This is a genomic window from Enterobacter roggenkampii, assembly GCF_001729805.1.
Lineage (GTDB): Bacteria > Pseudomonadota > Gammaproteobacteria > Enterobacterales > Enterobacteriaceae > Enterobacter > Enterobacter roggenkampii.
This window is the reverse complement of the sequence record NZ_CP017184.1, coordinates 3,229,110-3,247,501: the sequence shown is the minus strand read 5'-3', so window position 1 is coordinate 3,247,501 and position 18,392 is coordinate 3,229,110. Positions and strand designations below refer to the sequence as shown.

15 protein-coding genes are annotated in these 18,392 nt (G+C 59.9%); 9 read left to right on the top strand and 6 right to left on the bottom strand.

Annotated elements, in window-relative coordinates; translation table 11 throughout:
• The first annotated feature begins 56 nt into the window (after positions 1-56).
• From menD to BFV67_RS15225, 7 genes are all read left to right on the top strand, one after another.
• Entirely contained in the window at positions 57-1,727 is a 1,671-nt protein-coding gene (menD, locus tag BFV67_RS15255) for a 2-succinyl-5-enolpyruvyl-6-hydroxy-3-cyclohexene-1-carboxylic-acid synthase (protein ID WP_069598616.1), read from the top strand.
• On the top strand, positions 1,724-2,500 hold the full coding sequence (menH, locus tag BFV67_RS15250) for a 2-succinyl-6-hydroxy-2,4-cyclohexadiene-1-carboxylate synthase (protein WP_069598615.1): 777 nt from the start codon (positions 1,724-1,726) through the stop codon (positions 2,498-2,500). The genes menD and menH overlap by 4 nt, the downstream gene beginning before the upstream one ends.
• The gene (gene menB, locus BFV67_RS15245; RefSeq protein WP_008500223.1) at positions 2,497-3,354 is read left to right on the top strand and encodes a 1,4-dihydroxy-2-naphthoyl-CoA synthase; all 858 of its coding nucleotides are present in this window, start codon (positions 2,497-2,499) and stop codon (positions 3,352-3,354) included. The genes menH and menB overlap by 4 nt, the downstream gene beginning before the upstream one ends.
• Entirely contained in the window at positions 3,354-4,319 is a 966-nt protein-coding gene (gene menC, locus BFV67_RS15240; protein ID WP_023344578.1) for an o-succinylbenzoate synthase, read from the top strand. The genes menB and menC overlap by 1 nt, the downstream gene beginning before the upstream one ends.
• Positions 4,316-5,677, top strand: a complete 1,362-nt coding sequence (menE, locus tag BFV67_RS15235; RefSeq protein WP_069598614.1) for an o-succinylbenzoate--CoA ligase — start codon at positions 4,316-4,318, stop codon at positions 5,675-5,677. The genes menC and menE overlap by 4 nt, the downstream gene beginning before the upstream one ends.
• A 124-nt stretch (positions 5,678-5,801) precedes the next feature.
• Entirely contained in the window at positions 5,802-6,341 is a 540-nt protein-coding gene (locus BFV67_RS15230) for a YfaZ family outer membrane protein (RefSeq protein WP_023294110.1), read from the top strand.
• 94 nt (positions 6,342-6,435) lie between these two features.
• On the top strand, positions 6,436-7,635 hold the full coding sequence (locus BFV67_RS15225; RefSeq protein ID WP_021241545.1) for a nicotinamide mononucleotide deamidase-related protein YfaY: 1,200 nt from the start codon (positions 6,436-6,438) through the stop codon (positions 7,633-7,635).
• 33 nt (positions 7,636-7,668) lie between these two features.
• Here BFV67_RS15225 and glpC read toward each other — a convergent pair whose 3' ends face one another.
• From glpC to glpA, 3 genes are read right to left on the bottom strand one after another with little or no spacing between them, the layout of a single operon-like run.
• Complete coding sequence (gene glpC / locus BFV67_RS15220; RefSeq protein ID WP_069598613.1) at positions 7,669-8,859, bottom strand: anaerobic glycerol-3-phosphate dehydrogenase subunit GlpC; 1,191 nt, start codon at positions 8,857-8,859, stop codon at positions 7,669-7,671.
• Positions 8,856-10,073, bottom strand: coding sequence for a glycerol-3-phosphate dehydrogenase subunit GlpB (glpB, locus tag BFV67_RS15215; RefSeq protein ID WP_069598612.1), 1,218 nt, complete (start codon positions 10,071-10,073; stop codon positions 8,856-8,858). Before glpB ends, glpC begins: the two co-directional genes overlap by 4 nt.
• A complete protein-coding gene (gene glpA, locus BFV67_RS15210; RefSeq protein WP_039266773.1) occupies positions 10,063-11,691 on the bottom strand; it encodes an anaerobic glycerol-3-phosphate dehydrogenase subunit A in 1,629 nt (542 codons plus the stop codon). The genes glpB and glpA overlap by 11 nt, the downstream gene beginning before the upstream one ends.
• A gap of 251 nt (positions 11,692-11,942) precedes the next feature.
• Between glpA and glpT the strand changes: the two genes are divergently transcribed.
• Together glpT and glpQ are read left to right on the top strand one after the other, a co-directional pair.
• Positions 11,943-13,295, top strand: a complete 1,353-nt coding sequence (gene glpT / locus BFV67_RS15205; RefSeq protein WP_008500232.1) for a glycerol-3-phosphate transporter — start codon at positions 11,943-11,945, stop codon at positions 13,293-13,295.
• A gap of 11 nt (positions 13,296-13,306) precedes the next feature.
• The gene (gene glpQ / locus BFV67_RS15200) at positions 13,307-14,362 is read left to right on the top strand and encodes a glycerophosphodiester phosphodiesterase (RefSeq protein WP_032675223.1); all 1,056 of its coding nucleotides are present in this window, start codon (positions 13,307-13,309) and stop codon (positions 14,360-14,362) included.
• A gap of 89 nt (positions 14,363-14,451) precedes the next feature.
• Here glpQ and yfaE read toward each other — a convergent pair whose 3' ends face one another.
• Genes yfaE through nrdA form a run of 3 tightly spaced genes read right to left on the bottom strand, consistent with a single transcriptional unit; the run spans position 14,452 to position 18,176 of the window.
• On the bottom strand, positions 14,452-14,706 hold the full coding sequence (gene yfaE / locus BFV67_RS15195) for a class I ribonucleotide reductase maintenance protein YfaE (protein ID WP_069598611.1): 255 nt from the start codon (positions 14,704-14,706) through the stop codon (positions 14,452-14,454).
• Entirely contained in the window at positions 14,706-15,836 is a 1,131-nt protein-coding gene (gene nrdB, locus BFV67_RS15190) for a class Ia ribonucleoside-diphosphate reductase subunit beta (protein WP_008500235.1), read from the bottom strand. The genes yfaE and nrdB overlap by 1 nt, the downstream gene beginning before the upstream one ends.
• Positions 15,837-15,890: 54 nt before the next feature.
• Complete coding sequence (nrdA, locus tag BFV67_RS15185; protein ID WP_008500237.1) at positions 15,891-18,176, bottom strand: class 1a ribonucleoside-diphosphate reductase subunit alpha; 2,286 nt, start codon at positions 18,174-18,176, stop codon at positions 15,891-15,893.
• Positions 18,177-18,392 lie beyond the last annotated feature (216 nt).

Sequence of the window (18,392 nt, the reverse complement as noted above, 5' to 3'; positions counted from 1 at the left end):
ATTCCAATTTTTTCTATTATTTATACTGTGTCGCATTCTTGATACCGGACAATCTCATGTCAGTAAGTTCTTTTAACCGACGCTGGGCGGCGGTGATCCTTGAAGCCCTGACGCGCCATGGCGTCAGGCACGTGTGTATTGCACCGGGTTCTCGCTCAACGCCGCTGACGCTGGCGGCCGCCGAAAACCGGGCGTTGATTCACCACACCCACTTTGATGAGCGTGGCCTCGGGCATCTCGCGCTGGGTCTGGCGAAGGTCAGCAAAGAGCCCGTGGCGGTGATTGTCACTTCCGGTACCGCCGTGGCGAACCTCTATCCGGCTCTGATTGAAGCCGGGTTAACCGGTGAAAAGCTGATTCTGCTGACGGCCGATCGTCCCCCTGAGCTTATCGACTGCGGCGCCAATCAGGCCATCCGTCAGCCGGGGCTCTTTTCTTCGCATCCTTCGCAGACGATTTCGCTGCCGCGTCCCACCCAAGATATTCCGGCGAGCTGGCTGGTCTCCACCGTCGATCACGCCATGGAGACGCTGCGCGGCGGGGCGCTGCATATCAACTGCCCGTTTGCCGAGCCGCTGTACGGCGAGCTGGACGACACGGGTCTTGACTGGCAGCAGTCTCTCGGTGACTGGTGGGGGAGTGAGAAACCGTGGCTGCGCGAGCAGACGCACCTTGAGAGCGCGAAACAGCGCGACTGGTTCTTCTGGCGGCAGAAGCGCGGCGTGGTTATCGCCGGGCGCATGAGCCCTGCCGAAGGCAAGCTGGTCGCCGAATGGGCGCAAACCCTGGGCTGGCCGCTGATCGGCGACGTGCTTTCCCAGACCGGTCAGCCGCTGCCGTGCGCGGATCTCTGGCTGGGTAATGCCAAAGCGGTCACCGAGCTGTCGCAGGCGCAGATTGTGGTCCAGCTTGGATCGAGTTTAACCGGCAAGCGGTTACTGCAGTGGCAGGCCACCTGCACACCGGACGAATACTGGCTGGTGGACGCGCTGGAAGGGCGTCTTGATCCGGCGCACCACCGCGGTCGTCGTCTGGTCAGCCGTATCGACGCCTGGCTGGCGCTCCATCCGGCTGAAAAACGCAAACCCTGGGCGGTTACCCTCCCGGACCTGTCGCGCCAGGCGTGGGAACTGACCCATGCGCGCTGTGAAGCGTTCAGCGAGGCCGGGCTGGCGCACCGTATTCGCCAGTACCTGCCCGAGCAGGGGCAGCTGTTTGTCGGCAACAGCCTGGTCGTGCGGCTGATTGACGCCTTTTCGCAGCTGCCCGCGGGCTACCCGGTGTACAGCAACCGTGGTGCCAGCGGCATCGACGGGCTGATCTCTACGGCGGCGGGCGTGCAGCGCGCCAGCGCAAAATCGACGCTGGCCATCGTGGGGGATCTCTCCGCGCTCTACGACCTCAACGCGCTGGCGCTGCTGCGTCAGGCGTCTGCCCCGTTCGTGCTGATCGTGGTTAACAACAACGGCGGACAGATTTTCTCCCTGCTGCCTACGCCGCAGAGCGAGCGCGAGCGCTTCTATCTGATGCCGCAGAACGTGCAGTTCGAACACGCCGCGGCAATGTTCAGCCTGAAATACCATCGCCCGGAAAGCTGGGAACAGCTGGATGCGGCGCTAAGCTCCGCCTGGAAGCAGCCGGGCGCGACGCTGATTGAGCTGGTGGTGAACGAGGCTGACGGTGCGCAGGCCCTGCAAAGCCTGCTGGCGCAGGTGAGCCAGCTGTGATCCTCTCGGGCGTGCAGCAGGCTGGAAAACCCGGCTATCCCTGGCTGGTCTTTTTGCACGGTTTTTCCGGCGATTGCCGCGAGTGGCAGGGTGTTGGTGAGCGGCTTTGCGATTACCCCAGGCTGTATCTGGATCTGCCGGGACACGGTGGATCCCGGAATCTGGGCGTGACGGGCTTCGACGAGATGAGCGCGTTGCTTACCCGAACTCTGATTAGTTACAACATACTGAAATTCTGGCTCGTCGGGTACTCCCTCGGCGGCCGCATTGCGATGTTCCATGCCTGCCAGCAGCCGAAGGGGCTGTTGGGCGTGACGGTAGAAGGCGGTCATCCGGGCCTGCAGGATGCCGATGCGCGACAGGCGCGGCTGGCATCCGACCGCCGCTGGGCAGCACGTTTTCGCAGCGAACCGCTGGATAACGTATTCGCTGACTGGTACCAACAGCCCGTGTTTGCCTCCCTGACGGACGCCCAGCGCGACGCGCTGATTACCCTGCGCAGCCAGAACAACGGCGCGGCGCTGGCGATGATGCTCGAGGCGACGTCGCTGGCCGTGCAGCCCGACCTGCGTACCGCGCTCAGCGCACGTGATTTCACTTTTGATTATCTCTATGGCGAACGTGATGAGAAGTTTGCGGCCCTTGCTGCGGAGCTGAGCGCCGTCTGCCATGCAATTCCCAACGCCGGACACAACGCCCACCGGGAAAACCCCGACGCGGTTGCCGCGAGTCTGGCTCAGATACTGCGTCTTCGAATAAAGGACACTCTATGATCTATCCTGATGAACACATGCTTTACGCCCCGGTTGAATGGCAGGACTGCTCCGAAGGCTACACCGACATTCGTTACCACAAATCCACCGACGGTATTGCCAAAATCACCATCAACCGCCCGCAGGTGCGTAACGCCTTCCGTCCGCTGACCGTGAAAGAGATGATTCAGGCCCTGGCGGATGCGCGCTATGACGACAATATCGGCGTGATTGTCCTGACCGGCGAAGGCGAGAAAGCGTTCTGCTCCGGTGGCGATCAGAAAGTGCGCGGCGACTACGGCGGATACCAGGACGATGCGGGGACGCACCACCTGAACGTCCTCGATTTCCAGCGTCAGATCCGCACCTGTCCAAAACCGGTGGTGGCGATGGTGGCGGGCTACTCCATCGGCGGCGGCCACGTGCTGCACATGATGTGCGACCTGACCATTGCCGCTGAAAACGCCATCTTCGGCCAGACCGGCCCGAAAGTGGGATCTTTCGACGGCGGCTGGGGTGCCTCCTACATGGCGCGCATCGTCGGGCAGAAAAAAGCCCGTGAAATCTGGTTCCTGTGCCGTCAGTACAACGCGCAGGAAGCGCTGGATATGGGCCTGGTGAATACCGTGGTGCCGCTTGCCGATCTCGAAAAAGAGACCGTGCGCTGGTGTCGCGAAATGCTGCAAAACAGCCCGATGGCGCTGCGCTGCCTGAAAGCGGCACTCAACGCCGACTGCGACGGTCAGGCGGGCCTGCAAGAGCTGGCGGGTAACGCCACCATGCTGTTCTACATGACCGAAGAGGGTCAGGAAGGGCGCAACGCGTTTAACGAAAAACGCCAGCCAGACTTCAGCAAATACAAACGGAATCCGTAATGCGTCGCGCGCAGGTTTACCGCTGGCAGATACCGATGGACGCGGGCGTGGTGCTGCGTGAACGGCGGTTAAAAACCCGTGACGGCTTCTTCGTGCATCTGCAGCAGGGCGAGCGGGAAGGCTGGGGCGAGATTTCGCCTCTGCCGGGCTTTAGCCTCGAGTCGCTGGAGGATGCGCAGGCTGCATTGCTGGCGTGGGCGGACGCGTGGCGTGAGGGGGCGGATCCGGCGCTGCCGGATGTCCCTTCCGCGGCCTTTGGTATCAGCTGCGCGCTGGCGGAGCTGGACGGCAGCCTGCCTGAAGAGGCTAACTACCGCGCGGCACCGCTCTGTACAGGGGATCCGGACGAGCTCTTCGCGCTGCTCTCTGCCATGCCGGGCGAGAAGGTCGCGAAAATCAAAGTGGGGCTTTATGAAGCGGTGCGTGACGGCATGGTCGCCAACCTGCTGCTGGAGGCGATCCCCGATCTGCATCTGCGTCTGGACGCCAACCGCGCCTGGACGCCGCTTAAGGCGCAGCAGTTTGCAAAGTACGTCAATCCGGCGTACCGCAGCCGCATTGCCTTCCTCGAAGAGCCGTGCAAAACCCGCGACGATTCACGCGCGTTTGCCCGCGAAACGGGGATTGCCATCGCCTGGGATGAAAGCCTGCGCGAGGCCGATTTTGAATTTGCTGCCGAGCCCGGCGTCAGCGCGGTGGTGATTAAACCGACGCTGACCGGCAGCCTGGCGAAAGTGCGCGAGCAGGTCGCGGCGGCGCACGCCTTAGGGCTGACGGCGGTCATCAGTTCGTCAATTGAGTCCAGCCTTGGGCTAACCCAGCTGGCGCGCATTGCCGCCTGGTTAACGCCTGACACGGTCCCCGGCCTCGACACGCTGAACCTGATGCAGGCTCAGCTTCTTCGCCCGTGGCCGGACAGCGCGCTGCCGTGCCTCGACGTCGCGGCGCTGGAGCCGTTGCGATGAGTTTTACCGACTGGCCGTGGCGGCACTGGCGTGCGCAATTTGCCGATAAACCGGCGCTGAGGCTGAACGACGAGGTGCTCAGCTGGCAACAGCTGTGCGCGCGCATCGACAGCCTTGCGGCGGGCTTTCACCGTCAGGGCGTGGAGGAGGGCGACGGCGTGCTGCTGCTGGCCCATAACCACCCGCACACCCTGCTGGCGTGGCTGGCGCTGCTCCAGTGCGGGGCGCGTATTCTTCCCGTTAATCCGCAGCTGCCGCGCCCGCTGCTGGACGTGCTGCTCCCGCAGATGACGCTGCGCTTTGCGCTGGTGCTGGACGGCAGCTACGACGGCCTTCCTGCCCTGAGCATGCGCGAGACCGCCGATGCGTATTGCGCTGCGTGGCAACCGGCGCGGCTGGCCTCCATGACGCTGACCTCAGGCTCCACAGGACTGCCGAAAGCGGCGGTCCATACCTGCGAGGCCCATCTTGCCAGCGCGCGCGGCGTTTTGTCGCTGATGCCCTACGGTGAAGATGACGACTGGCTGCTTTCGCTGCCGCTGTTTCACGTTTCCGGCCAGGGGATTTTATGGCGCTGGCTGCAGGCCGGCGCGCGGTTAACCGTGCGCGAGAAACAGCCTCTGGAGCAGGCGTTGTGCGGCTGCACCCACGCCTCGCTCGTGCCAACCCAGCTCTGGCGTCTGCTTAATGCCCACCAGCCTGTCGCACTGAAAGCGGTGCTGCTGGGCGGGGCGGCCATCCCTGTGGAATTGACCGAACAGGCGCGAGAGCAGGATATACGCACCTTCTGCGGCTACGGTCTGACCGAGTTTGCCACAACCGTCTGTGCGAAAGAGGCCGACGGCGAGCCGGACGTGGGCCGTGCGCTGCCGGGCAGAGAGGTGCAGGTCGTTAACGGTGAAGTCTGGATCAGGGCGCAAAGCATGGCCTCAGGCTACTGGCGGGATGGCGAACTGATTCCGCTGATCAACGCGCAGGGATGGTTCGCCACCCGCGATCGCGGCGAATGGCATGAAGGCCGTCTGACGATCCTCGGCCGCATGGATAACCTCTTTTTTAGCGGCGGAGAAGGGATCCAGCCGGAATCGCTCGAGCGCGTTATCGCCACGCACCCGCAGGTTAACCAGGTGTTTATCGTTCCGCTGGACGACGCTGAGTTCGGGCAACGTCCGGTGGCGGTGGTGGAGTGCGAGCCGGGAACGGATATCACCACTTTACCCGACTGGGTCAGGGACAAGGTGGCGCGTTTTGAGCAACCCGTCCGCTGGCTGCTTTTGCCGACCGAACTCAAAAATGGCGGCATTAAAGTTTCGCGTCGCGCGCTGCAGGAGTGGGTTAACGCAACGCTGAAGGGATAATAGCCGTTTCAAATAGTTACAATCTACTGGCCGGCCGCACGCAGAGTGCTTGATCCCCGGAAGACCTAGGTTAAAATCTCGCGGTTTTGGGGCTTCTCTATAAAAATTGTGCGGGATCACGACAATGAAAAAAGTGGCATTACTGGGCTTCGGCCTGATGGTTGTATCTGCGGCGGCGAACGCCATTAGCATTAACGGCTCGGCGGGTCAGGATTATACCCACCTGGGCTTCGGCATGGGTACCGAGACATCCGGTCTGGCGATGACCGGCGGCTGGACGCATAACGATGACGACGGCGACGCGGCAAGCCTCGGCCTGGGCCTCAACATTCCTCTGGGCCCGTTCCTGGCGACCGTCGGCGGTAAAGGTATCTATACCAACCCAAATGACGGTGACGAAGGATATGCGGCGGCAGTGGGCGGCGGCCTGCAGTGGAAAATTGGCGACAGCTTCGGCCTGTTTGGCGAGTACTACTACTCTCCAGATTCCCTCTCAAGCGGTATCGACAGCTATGAGGAAGCCAACGCCGGCGCGCGCTGGACCATCATGCGTCCAATCACCATCGAAGCAGGCTATCGCTATCTGAACCTGGCCGGCAAAGACGGTAACCGCGACAACGCGCTGGCCGACGGTCCGTACGTGGGCGTTAGCGCAGGCTTCTAATCTCTCCGGCGCGGCATGCTGTCGCGCCAGTTTCTCCTCTTCTCCACCCCGCGTTTGCGCTATAGTGTTTTGACCAAATAAGCGGGAGAACACAATGATTAACGTGGAGATGTTATCCACCGGCGACGAAGTGCTGCATGGACAAATTATTGATACCAATGCTGCCTGGCTGGCCGATCTTTTCTTTGAGCAAGGATTACCGTTAACGCGCCGCAATACGGTGGGCGACAATCTTGAGTCACTGGTCGCTGTTCTGCGCGAGCGCAGTGAACAGTGCGACGTGCTGATTGTGAACGGCGGGCTCGGCCCCACCAGTGACGATCTCAGTGCCCTGGCCGCCGCGACCGCAAAAGGCGAAGGGCTGGTGCTGCATGAGGCGTGGCTCTCGCAGATGGCGCGTTTTTTCTCCGAACGTGGCCGCGTCATGGCCCCCAGCAACCGCAAACAGGCTGAAATTCCCGCCAGTGCTGAACTGGTCGATAACCCGGTCGGTACCGCGTGCGGGTTTGCCATGCAGCTGAACCGCTGCCTGATGTTCTTCACGCCGGGCGTGCCCTCAGAATTTAAAGTGATGGTCGAGCAGCAGATCCTGCCGCGCCTTCGCCAGCGTTTTACCCTGCCGGAACCCCCGCTGTGCCTGCGTCTGACCACTTTTGGCCGTTCGGAAAGCGATCTGGCTCAGAGCCTCGATCACCTCTCACTCCCGCCGGGCGTGTCTATGGGCTATCGCTCCTCCATGCCGATCATTGAGCTCAAGCTGACCGGACCGGCCACCCAGAAAGAGGCGATGCTGGCGCTGTGGCCTGAGGTGCAGCGCGTAGCGGGTGAAAGCCTGATCTTTGAAGGCACGGAAGGGCTACCGGCGCAGATTGCGAAGCATCTGCAGTCGCGTCAGCTGAGCGTGACCTTAAGCGAGCAGTTCACCGGTGGCCTGCTGGCGCTGCAGCTGTCGCGCGTCAACGCGCCGCTGCTGGCCAGCGAAGTGGTGCCGTTCCAGCAGGAGACTCTCGCGCAAACCGCCCGCTGGGCGTCCGAGAGAAGGGTGAAGCATTTTGCCGGTCTGGCGCTGTTTGTCGGCGGGCTGGATGAGGAATACCTCAACTTCGCGCTGGCGACGCCTGAGGGCACTCACGCCCTGCGGGTAAAAATGAGCATTACCCGCCACAGCCTGGCGGTGCGTCAGGAGGTATGCGCCATGATGGCGCTGAACATGCTGCGCCGCTGGCTGAATGGCAAAGAGGTGGCCAGCGAGCACGGCTGGATTAACGTGGTTGAATCGCTGTTCGTGGAGTAACGCCTGTGCCGGGGCCTTTCGCCCCGGCCATGTTCACCCGAGCGCCTTTGCCAGCAGCGTAATCGGATGCTCGCAACGCTTGCTGGTGGACATCTCAATCTGCCACTTGCAGGTTTCGCAGTCGGTCACCACGATATCCGCGCCGCTCTCCTCAATCTGACGGAACAGCGGAGCGCCGATCGCCTGCGACGTTTCGTAGTTTTCACGCTTAAAGCCGTAGGTTCCCGCAATCCCGCAGCAGCGTGAATCCAGCACCGTCAGCTCCAGCCCCGGAATTAACCGCAGCAGCTCCAGCGTATAGAGCGACCAGCCCATTTTCTCCATATGACACGGCGTGTGGTACACCACTTTCAGGGGTAATTTCCCCAGCGGCAACGTCTGTCCGCTGTCCAGCTTGCGCCACAGGAAGCGCGTCGCCAGCTCGATGTGCTCGCGCAGGCCGTTATTATCCACGTCCAGCAGATGCGGATACTCGTCGCGCAGGGTGAAGGTGCAGGTGGAAGAGGTCGCCAGCACCGGAATACCCTTGTCGACAATGGCTTCGCGCAGCGACGTAACGTTGCTTTTGGCCTGCCTGCGCGCTTTATCGGTAAACCCGTTAGCAATCAGCGGCACGCCGCAGCACTTTTCTTTATTCACTAGCTGAACGCCCGTTCCCATGGCGTTCAGCACCTTCAGCAGATCTTTACCCAGCTGCGGGTGGTTGTAATTCACATAGCAGCCGTGGAAAAAAGCCACCTGCTCGGCGTACTGCGCCTGCTCCGCCGCCACGGATTTATACCAGCGGCGGAAGGTGCCGTGAGAATATTTCGGCAGGCTGCGGTGATGGTCTATCTTCAGCGTGGCATCCAGCAGCTGGCGCACCGGCTTGAGAGCGGTCGCGGCATTCACCAGCGGGGCAAACGGCGTCGAGACGCTACCCATCAGATCGGTATGGCTCAGAATCGCGTCCCGCAGCGACGGCTTTTGCGTGCTGTAGCGCGCCCGGGCGCGCTGGATAATATCGCCGATTTTCACATCCGATGGGCAGGCGACTTCGCAGCGTTTGCAGTTGATGCAGTATTTCAGCGCTTCATCGTACAGCTTGCCGTCCTTCAGGCGCAGACGCTCGCCGTCCGGCCCGGCCTGCTTTGGCCCGGGATAGCGTGGGTTCACGCCGCTGACCGGGCAGACGGTGGTACACACCGTGCATTTGATGCAGCTTTCAAAACGGGTATCGTTCATTGTTCAGCCTCCGTGCGCTGGCTAATCTGCTCTGCCACATACAGCGCCGTGACGGCGCAGACTCCGCCACCGCATCCCTGGGCGATGGGATCGTACCCGCCCAGCAGCGAGCCGATGGCAAAGAGATTACTGACGGGCTTACCGGCAAGCTGCGGATGCAGGTGGTTATCGACAATCACGCCGAACTGCTGCCAGGGCTGCGGCGAGAAGAAATCACTCTGATACCAGTCCGCGCGGGAGGTACTCTGACGGACATCCAGCCCCATGATGGCTTCCCGGATGCCGTCCCGGCTGCTCAGCAGACCGTTGCTGAAGAAACTGCCGCTTGCCAGTACCGCATAACGCGTGCGAAGCGGAATGTCGTCGTGGCTGCGCGTCCAGATTTCGCTCACCGCGCCGTCAGTCAGGCTGATTTTTTTCACTTCATCACCCGCCATCCAGACGCCACCCTGCGCAACAAACTTACGCTGGAGCTGGGTATGCAGGCGAATGCCGGGGACAGACGGGGGCAGCGTGGGCAACAAACCGAGCGTGCAGGGCAGACGATCCGAGAGCCAGCGCCAGAGTCGGTTGTCGTTCAGGCCAAAGCACGCGGGCATCAATAGCGCATCGCATCCTTCCGTAAGCGGGCTGAGCGCCTCATACAGCAGCGGCCATTTGTCCTCGTTATCCAGAAAACGGGCGATATTCACCGCGCGAAATTCGCTCGGGTTGTCGCGCAGGACATCAAGCTCGGGCAGCTCTATTTCTGCCGTGTCGGCGTTAACGCCCTGGCGACAAAGCGATGCCGCCGCGAGATGGGGCTGAAAATCCAGAAAGCCGCTAATCCCTACCACCCGCACGCGTCCCGCGCGAATGGGGGCAACGGGCACTTCCTCCGGGCTGAGCCAGGCGGAACGCAGGGTGCCTAGCGGCGTAACGCGCTGGTGATTGAACCTGGCGCTGCCCTGCAGACGCGCGCCGCACTCCGCCAGCAGCGCTTCGGTTTCCAGCGCAAAGCGGTCAATATGCTGTGCACCAACCAGGTGATACGGGTGCTCCGGCGGCAGCTTATCGCGGTACGCTTCGTCCACCAGATCCAGCGAGCCCGACGAGAAGTGCAGGGCGCTCTGCCCCCGGGTGATAATGGCGCAGCGCAGCCCCTGCTTCGTGAGCTTAATGCCGCAGAGCAGGCCCGCCAGCCCGCCGCCGACAATCACGGTATCAAATTTCATCGTGTTGCTCCTTCTCCAGACCGCAAAGCCCCTGGTAGACCCAGCGGGTAAATTCACTTTCACGCAGGGCATCGCCCCAGGCGACAGGCTGAATGCCTTTCCAGCGCTCGTTTAAAAACGCGCTGAGCTGATCGAGCGACTGGGTGGCGGTGGTGGTATGAAAGCGCTGCAGCAGCCCCGCAGCACGGCAGGCGCACAGCTCGCCCTGACAGGTGCCCATTCCGACGCGGGTGCGGCGGCGGAGATCGAGCAGGCTGTTGACCGTCAGGTTCTCCACCGCGTACTGCACCTCACCGGCCGTCACGGCTTCGCACTCGCACACCAGGCTGCGGCTCAATCTTCCTTCACCAAGCCACGGTGGCGTTCTGTCGCCGTGGCGGTATACCGCGGACCCGCGCAGCGGCGCGGGCAGGGAGATGATTTTCTGCAGCGTTTTTTCGGTGGACTGCCGCGATCCCGGCAGCGGCTGTTCTGCCGTGACGCACGGCTCGGTATTTCCGAGCTTGCGGCAGACGGCATCGGTCGCCCACTCGGCCATCAGGCGATAGGTCATCAGCTTGCCGCCGGTGATGGTGATAAACCCGTCCATGCCGTCGCGCGCGGCGTGATCGAGCAGCACGATGCCCCGGCTGACGTTCCGTCCGCTCGGGTCGTTGTCGCTGGCGACCAGCGGACGCACGCCCGCGTAGGCGCGCAGAATCCGCGTCTGCGCCATTACCGGGGCCAGTTTTTCCCCTTCCCGCAGCAGGATATCAACCTCTTCAGCGGTGACGCGGTTGTAATCAATCTCGCTGTAGTCCACGTGCGTTGAAGTCGTCCCGATTAACGAAATGGTGTCGCCCGGAACGAGGATATCGGCGTCAGACGGCTTGCGGCAGCGGTTAATCACGTGGTTGTTGATGCGGTGGTCGAGGATCAGCAGCGAGCCTTTCGCCGGGAACATGCGCACCGACAGGTCAGCGTATTCCGCTATACGCTGGCCCCAGATCCCCGCCGCGTTAACCACTACGGCGGCATACAGCTCGCCGTGCTCGTTGTACTGCGTATCAAACACCCGCACCCCACAGATGCGATGACCTTCGCGAATAAGCCCGGTCACTTCATGTCCGGTCAGAATGCGTGCGCCATGCTCACGGGCGTCCAGCATATTGGCGGCGGTCAGGCGGAACGGATCGACGGTACCGTCAGGGACTTTCACCGCGCCAATAAGCGCCGGGTTAACCGACGGTTCCAGCCGCCGCGCCAGCGCCGGATCCATGGCCTCCGCCTGAATGCCCGCGGCAGTGCAGGCGGTAATAAAGGTGTCCTGAAAGGCGAGGTCATCTTCGGGAAGGGTAATAAAGAGGCCGTCGGTCGGCTCAATGCAGTGGCGTGCGATACGCTTGAGGATCTGGTTTTCAGCAATACATTCGCGCGCGGATTCCGCGTCGGTGACCGCATACCGGGCGCCGCTGTGCAGCAGGCCGTGGTTCCGTCCGGTTGCGCCCGTGGCGATATCATGGCGTTCCAGAAGCGTAACGCTTAAGCCGCGAAGGGCGCAATCGCGCGCGATCCCGGCGCCGGTTGCGCCACCACCAATGATTATCACATCACTATAACGAGGATCGTGACTGGTCATTGTTTACCCTCTATGTTCGTTTTTTATCATTTAGCCATAGTAATTTTGTGGTTTGTTTGATTTCGAACATAAACGCGCGGAATTCGAAAGTGAAACGTGATTTCATGCGCTTTTTTGCGCATTCTGTCATATTTCTGTAACAATCTGTGCGTTGATTCACAGTAACAATCACCGTGATTTCTTAACATCCCCGCCTCTGGAATTCAGGTGCGAGCCACCTGCTCATTCATTTCAAGGCCACGGAGGCTGTTATGCTCAGTATCTTCAAACCTGCGCCCCACAGGGCGCGTCTGCCAGAGGCAGAAATAGATCCGCTCTATCGCCGTCTGCGTTGGCAAATCTTCCTGGGGATCTTCTTCGGGTATGCGGCGTACTACCTTGTACGTAAAAACTTCGCGCTCGCCATGCCGTATCTGGTGGAGCAGGGCTTCTCCCGCGGCGATCTGGGGTTCGCGCTGTCGGGGATATCCATCGCCTACGGTTTTTCCAAATTCATCATGGGTTCCGTGTCGGATCGCTCGAATCCGCGCGTGTTCCTGCCTGCCGGTCTGATCCTGGCGGCAGCGGTGATGCTGTTTATGGGCTTTGTGCCATGGGCAACCTCCAGCATTGCCATCATGTTCGTGCTGCTGTTTCTCTGCGGCTGGTTCCAGGGAATGGGGTGGCCGCCATGCGGACGCACCATGGTGCACTGGTGGTCGCAGAAAGAGCGCGGCGGCATCGTGTCGGTGTGGAACTGCGCCCATAACGTGGGCGGCGGTATTCCGCCGCTGCTGTTCCTGCTGGGGATGGCCTGGTTCAACGACTGGCACGCGGCGCTCTACATGCCTGCCTTTGGTGCCATTCTGGTGGCGATTATTGCTTTCGCCCTGATGCGCGATACGCCGCAGTCCTGCGGCCTGCCGCCGATTGAAGAGTACAAAAATGACTATCCGGATGATTACAGCGAGAAGCACGAAGAAGAGCTGACCGCGAAGCAAATCTTCATGAAGTACGTCCTGCCGAACAAGCTGCTGTGGTACATCGCGGTCGCCAACGTGTTCGTTTATCTCCTGCGCTACGGCATTCTGGACTGGTCCCCGACCTACCTGAAAGAGGTGAAGCACTTCGCGCTGGATAAATCCTCCTGGGCGTACTTCCTGTATGAATACGCCGGTATCCCGGGCACCCTGATTTGCGGCTGGATGTCGGACAAGGTGTTTAAGGGCAACCGCGGTGCGACGGGCGTCTTCTTTATGACCCTGGTGACTATCGCAACGGTAGTGTACTGGCTCAACCCGCCGGGAAATCCGGGTGTGGATATGGCCTGTATGATCGTCATCGGCTTCCTGATTTACGGTCCGGTGATGCTGATCGGTCTTCACGCGCTGGAGCTGGCGCCGAAGAAAGCGGCGGGAACGGCGGCGGGCTTTACCGGCCTGTTCGGCTACCTCGGCGGTTCGGTCGCGGCGAGCGCCATCGTGGGCTATACCGTTGACTTCTTCGGCTGGGACGGCGGCTTTATGGTGATGATCGGCGGAAGCGTGCTGGCGGTACTGCTGCTGATTGTTGTGATGATCGGGGAAAAACGTCACCACGCGGAAGTGCTGGCGCGTCGTCAATAAGGAGCTTTGCGATGAAATTAACTCAGTTAGCAACCGGCCTGCTGCTGGCGGGCCTGATGACAGGCTCCGCGCTGGCGGCGGATAAAATCGTTATTGCCCACCGCGGTGCCAGCGGCTATCTGCCGGAGCATACGCTCCCGGCGAAAGCGATGGCCTATGCGCAAGGCGCGGATTATCTGGAGCAGGATCTGGTGATGACGAAGGACGACCAGCTGGTCGTCCTGCACGACCATTATCTTGACCGCGTGACGGACGTGGCAGAGCGTTTCCCGGATCGCGCCCGCAAAGATGGCCGCTTCTACGCCATTGACTTCACGCTGGCGGAGATCCGCTCCCTGAAGTTCACCGAAGGCTTCGAGATTGAAAACGGCAAGAAGGTGCAGGTCTATCCGGGACGTTTCCCGATGGGCAAATCTGACTTCCGGATCCATACCTTCCAGGAAGAGATTGAGTTTGTTCAGGGACTGAACCACTCCACCGGTAAAAACATCGGCATCTACCCGGAAATCAAGGCGCCGTGGTTCCACCACCAGGAAGGGAAAGACATTGCCGCGAAGACGCTGGAGGTGCTCAAACAGTACGGCTACACCAGCAAGCAGGACAAAGTCTACCTGCAGTGTTTTGACGCCGCCGAGTTGAAGCGTATCAAAACCGAGCTGGAGCCGAAGATGGGCATGAACCTCAATCTGGTGCAGCTGATCGCCTATACCGACTGGAATGAAACCCAGGAGAAGCAGCCGGACGGCAAGTGGGTGAACTACAGCTACGACTGGATGTTTAAGCCGGGTGCGATGAAGCAGATTGCGCAGTATGCCGACGGCATCGGGCCGGATTACCACATGCTGGTGGCGGAAGGCTCAACGCCGGGACACGTGAAGCTGACGGCGATGGTGAAAGAGGCGCATGCCAGCAAGATGCAGGTGCATCCGTACACCGTGCGTGCAGACCAGCTGCCGCCGTATGCCACGGATGTGAATCAGCTTTATGAGGTGTTATATAACCAGGCGGGCGTGGACGGACTGTTTACGGATTTCCCGGATAAAGCGGTCAGCTTCCTGAAGGATTAACGCTGAAATTGCCGGGTGGCGGCTGCGCCTTACCCGGCCTACGAACTGCGGTTTTGTAGGTCGGGTAAGCGAAGCGCCACCCGACACCATCACATCTCGATCTCGATATCGCCTTTTGCCCGGCAGCAGCAGGGCAAAATTTCCCCTTCGTTGATAAAGGCCAGTGGTTCGGTCAGCCAGTCCACCTGGCCGGCGACCAGACGGCAGCGGCAAGAGCCGCAGTAGCCGGAACGACACTGGTACTCTACTTCGACCTGATGCGCCTCAAGCGCCACCAGCAGAGAAGGGTACTCTTCCCGACACAATACCTCAGTGCCGGAAAGACTTAACGTGACGCGTGACATCAGAGCTGGAAGTCGCTCAGGTCGTCGGTGTTGACTTCAGAATCAATCTGACCGACCAGATAAGAACTCACTTCCACTTCCTGCGGCGCAACCTGCACGTTATCGGACACCAGCCAGGTGTTGATCCACGGGATAGGGTTAGAGCGCGTCTGGAACGGCAGGTCGAGACCGACCGCCTGCATGCGGATGTTGGTGATGTACTCAACGTACTGGCACAGGATGTCTTTGTTCAGGCCAATCATGGAGCCGTCGCGGAACAGGTAGTCTGCCCACTCTTTCTCCTGCTGAGCCGCCAGCACGAACAGGTCATAGCACTCCTGCTTGCACTCTTCGGCGATTTCCGCCATCTCCGGATCGTCCGTGCCGCTGCGCAGCAGGTTCAGCATGTGCTGGGTACCGGTCAGGTGCAGGGCTTCATCGCGGGCAATCAGACGGATGATTTTGGCGTTGCCTTCCATCAGCTTGCGCTCGGCAAAGGCGAAGGAGCAGGCGAAGCTGACGTAGAAGCGGATCGCTTCCAGCGCGTTAACGCTCATCAGGCACAGGTACAGCTGTTTTTTCAGCGCGCGCAGGTTCACGGTGATGGTTTTACCGTTCACATGGTGAGTGCCTTCGCCCAGCAGGTGCCAGTAGCTGGTCATCTCGATCAGCTCATCATAGTAATGGGCAATGCCTTCCGCGCGCTTCTGGATCTGCTCGTTGGTGACGATATCGTCAAACACCACCGCCGGATCGTTCACGATGTTGCGGATGATGTGGGTGTAAGAGCGGGAGTGGATCGTCTCGGAGAACGCCCAGGTTTCCACCCAGGTTTCCAGCTCAGGAATCGAGATCAGCGGCAGCAGCGCCACGTTTGGGCTACGGCCCTGAATGGAGTCCAGCAGCGTCTGGTACTTCAGGTTGCTGATGAAGATATGTTTTTCATGATCCGGCAGCGACTGGTAGTCAATACGGTCGCGGGAGACGTCCACTTCTTCCGGACGCCAGAAGAAGGAGAGTTGCTTTTCAATCAGCTTTTCGAAGATGTCATATTTTTGCTGATCGTAGCGTGCCACGTTGACCGGCTGGCCGAAGAACATCGGCTCTTTGAGCTGGTCGTTTTTCGTCTGTGAAAAGGTGGTATATGCCATGAGTGTGTCCTAAAAACGTAGGCCGGGTAAGCGTAGCGCCACCCGGCATTTACATTAGATCTTACATGCGCCGCTTTCGCAGCCATCGTCCTGAATTGACGGAACCAGGTCATCCTGCGCGTCTTCCGCACCGTCACGGGTGTTGTGATAGTACAGCGTTTTTACGCCAAATTTATAGGCGGTCAGCAGGTCTTTCAACAGCTGCTGCATCGGCACCTTGCCGGACGGGAAGCGCGTCGGGTCATAGTTGGTATTGGCAGAGATCGACTGGTCGATAAACTTCTGCATGATACCCACCAGCTGCAGGTAGCCGTCGTTGTTTGGCATTTCCCACAGCAGCTCGTAGTTGTCACCCAGCGTCTCGTAATCCGGCACCACCTGACGCAGCACGCCGTCTTTCGAGGCCTTAATGCTGACGTGGCCGCGCGGCGGCTCAATACCGTTGGTGGCGTTAGAGATCTGCGAAGAGGTCTCGGACGGCATCAGGGCAGAGAGCGTGGAGTTACGCAGGCCGTGAGTCTTGATGGACTCGCGCAGGCCTTCCCAGTCGAGGTGCAGCGGCTCGCTGACGATCGCATCCAGGTCTTTCTTGTAAGTGTCGATTGGCAGAATGCCTTTCGCGTAGGTGGTTTCGTTGAACCACGGGCACGCGCCTTGCTCTTTCGCCAGCTCGTTGGACGCTTTCATCAGGTAGTACTGAATCGCTTCGAACGTCTGGTGCGTCAGGTTGTTGGCGCTGCCGTCGGAGTAACGCTTGCCGTTTTTCGCCAGCCAGTAGGCGAAGTTGATCACGCCGATACCCAGGGTACGACGCCCCATCGCACCGCGTTTCGCGGCCGGGATTGGGTAATCCTGGTAGTCCAGCAGGGCGTCGAGCGCACGAACCGCCAGCACGGCCAGCTCTTCCAGCTCGTCCAGGCTCTTGATGGCACCCAGGTTGAACGCGGACAGCGTACACAGCGCAATTTCACCGTTTTCGTCGTTCACGTCTTCCAGCGGTTTGGTCGGCAGGGCGATCTCCAGGCACAGGTTAGACTGGCGCACTGGTGCAACCACCGGATCAAACGGGCTGTGGGTGTTGCAGTGGTCAACGTTCTGGATGTAGATACGGCCGGTAGAGGCACGTTCCTGCATCATCAGGGAGAACAGGTCCACCGCTTTCACGCGCTGCTTGCGGATGCTGTCGTCTTTTTCGTATTTGGTGTACAGACGCTCGAATTCGTCCTGATCGGCGAAGAACGCGTCATACAGGCCCGGGACGTCGGACGGGCTGAACAGGGTGATCTCTTCGCCCTTCAGCAGACGGGTGTACATCAGCTTGTTGATCTGCACGCCGTAGTCCATGTGACGCACGCGGTTGCCTTCAACACCACGGTTGTTTTTCAGGACCAGCAGGCTTTCCACTTCCAGGTGCCACATAGGGTAGAACAGGGTCGCAGCACCGCCGCGCACGCCGCCCTGAGAGCAGGATTTTACTGCCGTCTGGAAGTGCTTATAGAACGGGATACAGCCGGTGTGGAACGCTTCACCGCCGCGAATCGGGCTGCCCAGCGCACGGATGCGACCGGCGTTGATGCCGATACCGGCACGCTGGGAAACGTATTTCACGATGGCGCTGGACGTGGCGTTGATGGAGTCCAGGCTGTCACCACACTCGATCAGTACGCAGGAGCTGAACTGACGGGTTGGGGTGCGCACGCCAGACATGATTGGCGTCGGCAGTGAAATCTTGAACGTCGATACCGCATCGTAGAAACGCTTCACGTAATCCAGACGGGTGTCACGCGGATAGTTAGAGAACAGGCAGGCGGCCACCAGAATATAGAGGAACTGGGCGCTTTCGTAGATCTCACCGGTTACACGGTTCTGAACCAGGTATTTGCCTTCGAGCTGCTTCACCGCCGCGTAGGAGAAGTTCATGTCGCGCCAGTGATCGATAAACCCGTTCATCTGCTCGAACTCTTCTTCCGTATAGTCTTCCAGCAGATGCGTGTCGTATTTGCCCAGCTCAACCATTTTCACCACGTGATCGTAAAGCTTCGGCGGCTCAAACTGGCCGTAGGCTTTTTTACGCAGGTGGAAAATCGCCAGACGTGCAGCGAGGTACTGATAATCCGGTGCTTCGCGGGAGATGAGGTCCGCCGCCGCTTTAATGATCGTTTCGTGGATATCAGACGTTTTGATGCCGTCGTAGAACTGGATGTGTGAACGCAGTTCAACCTGGGAGATAGATACGTTGTTCAGTCCTTCTGCTGCCCAGTCGAGAACTCGATGGATTTTGTCCAGATTGATACGCTCGGTAGTACCGTCGCGCTTTGTCACCAGCAGACTCTGATTCATGTGGGGTTTACCTGTCCGTGAAATAAAAAAATATCCCCCGCTTATCCACAGAACCGTCTTGTGACTAACTCTGTGGATAAATACTACATATAGGGGGTTTGCGATAAGAAAAACGCTATATGGTGAGTATTCTAGTAAGGATTCTTTTCAGTACAAGGGTTGATTTTGACGTTAAATTGAGGTTGTGAAAGGGTAAAAAAGGCTAAGTCCTCGTGC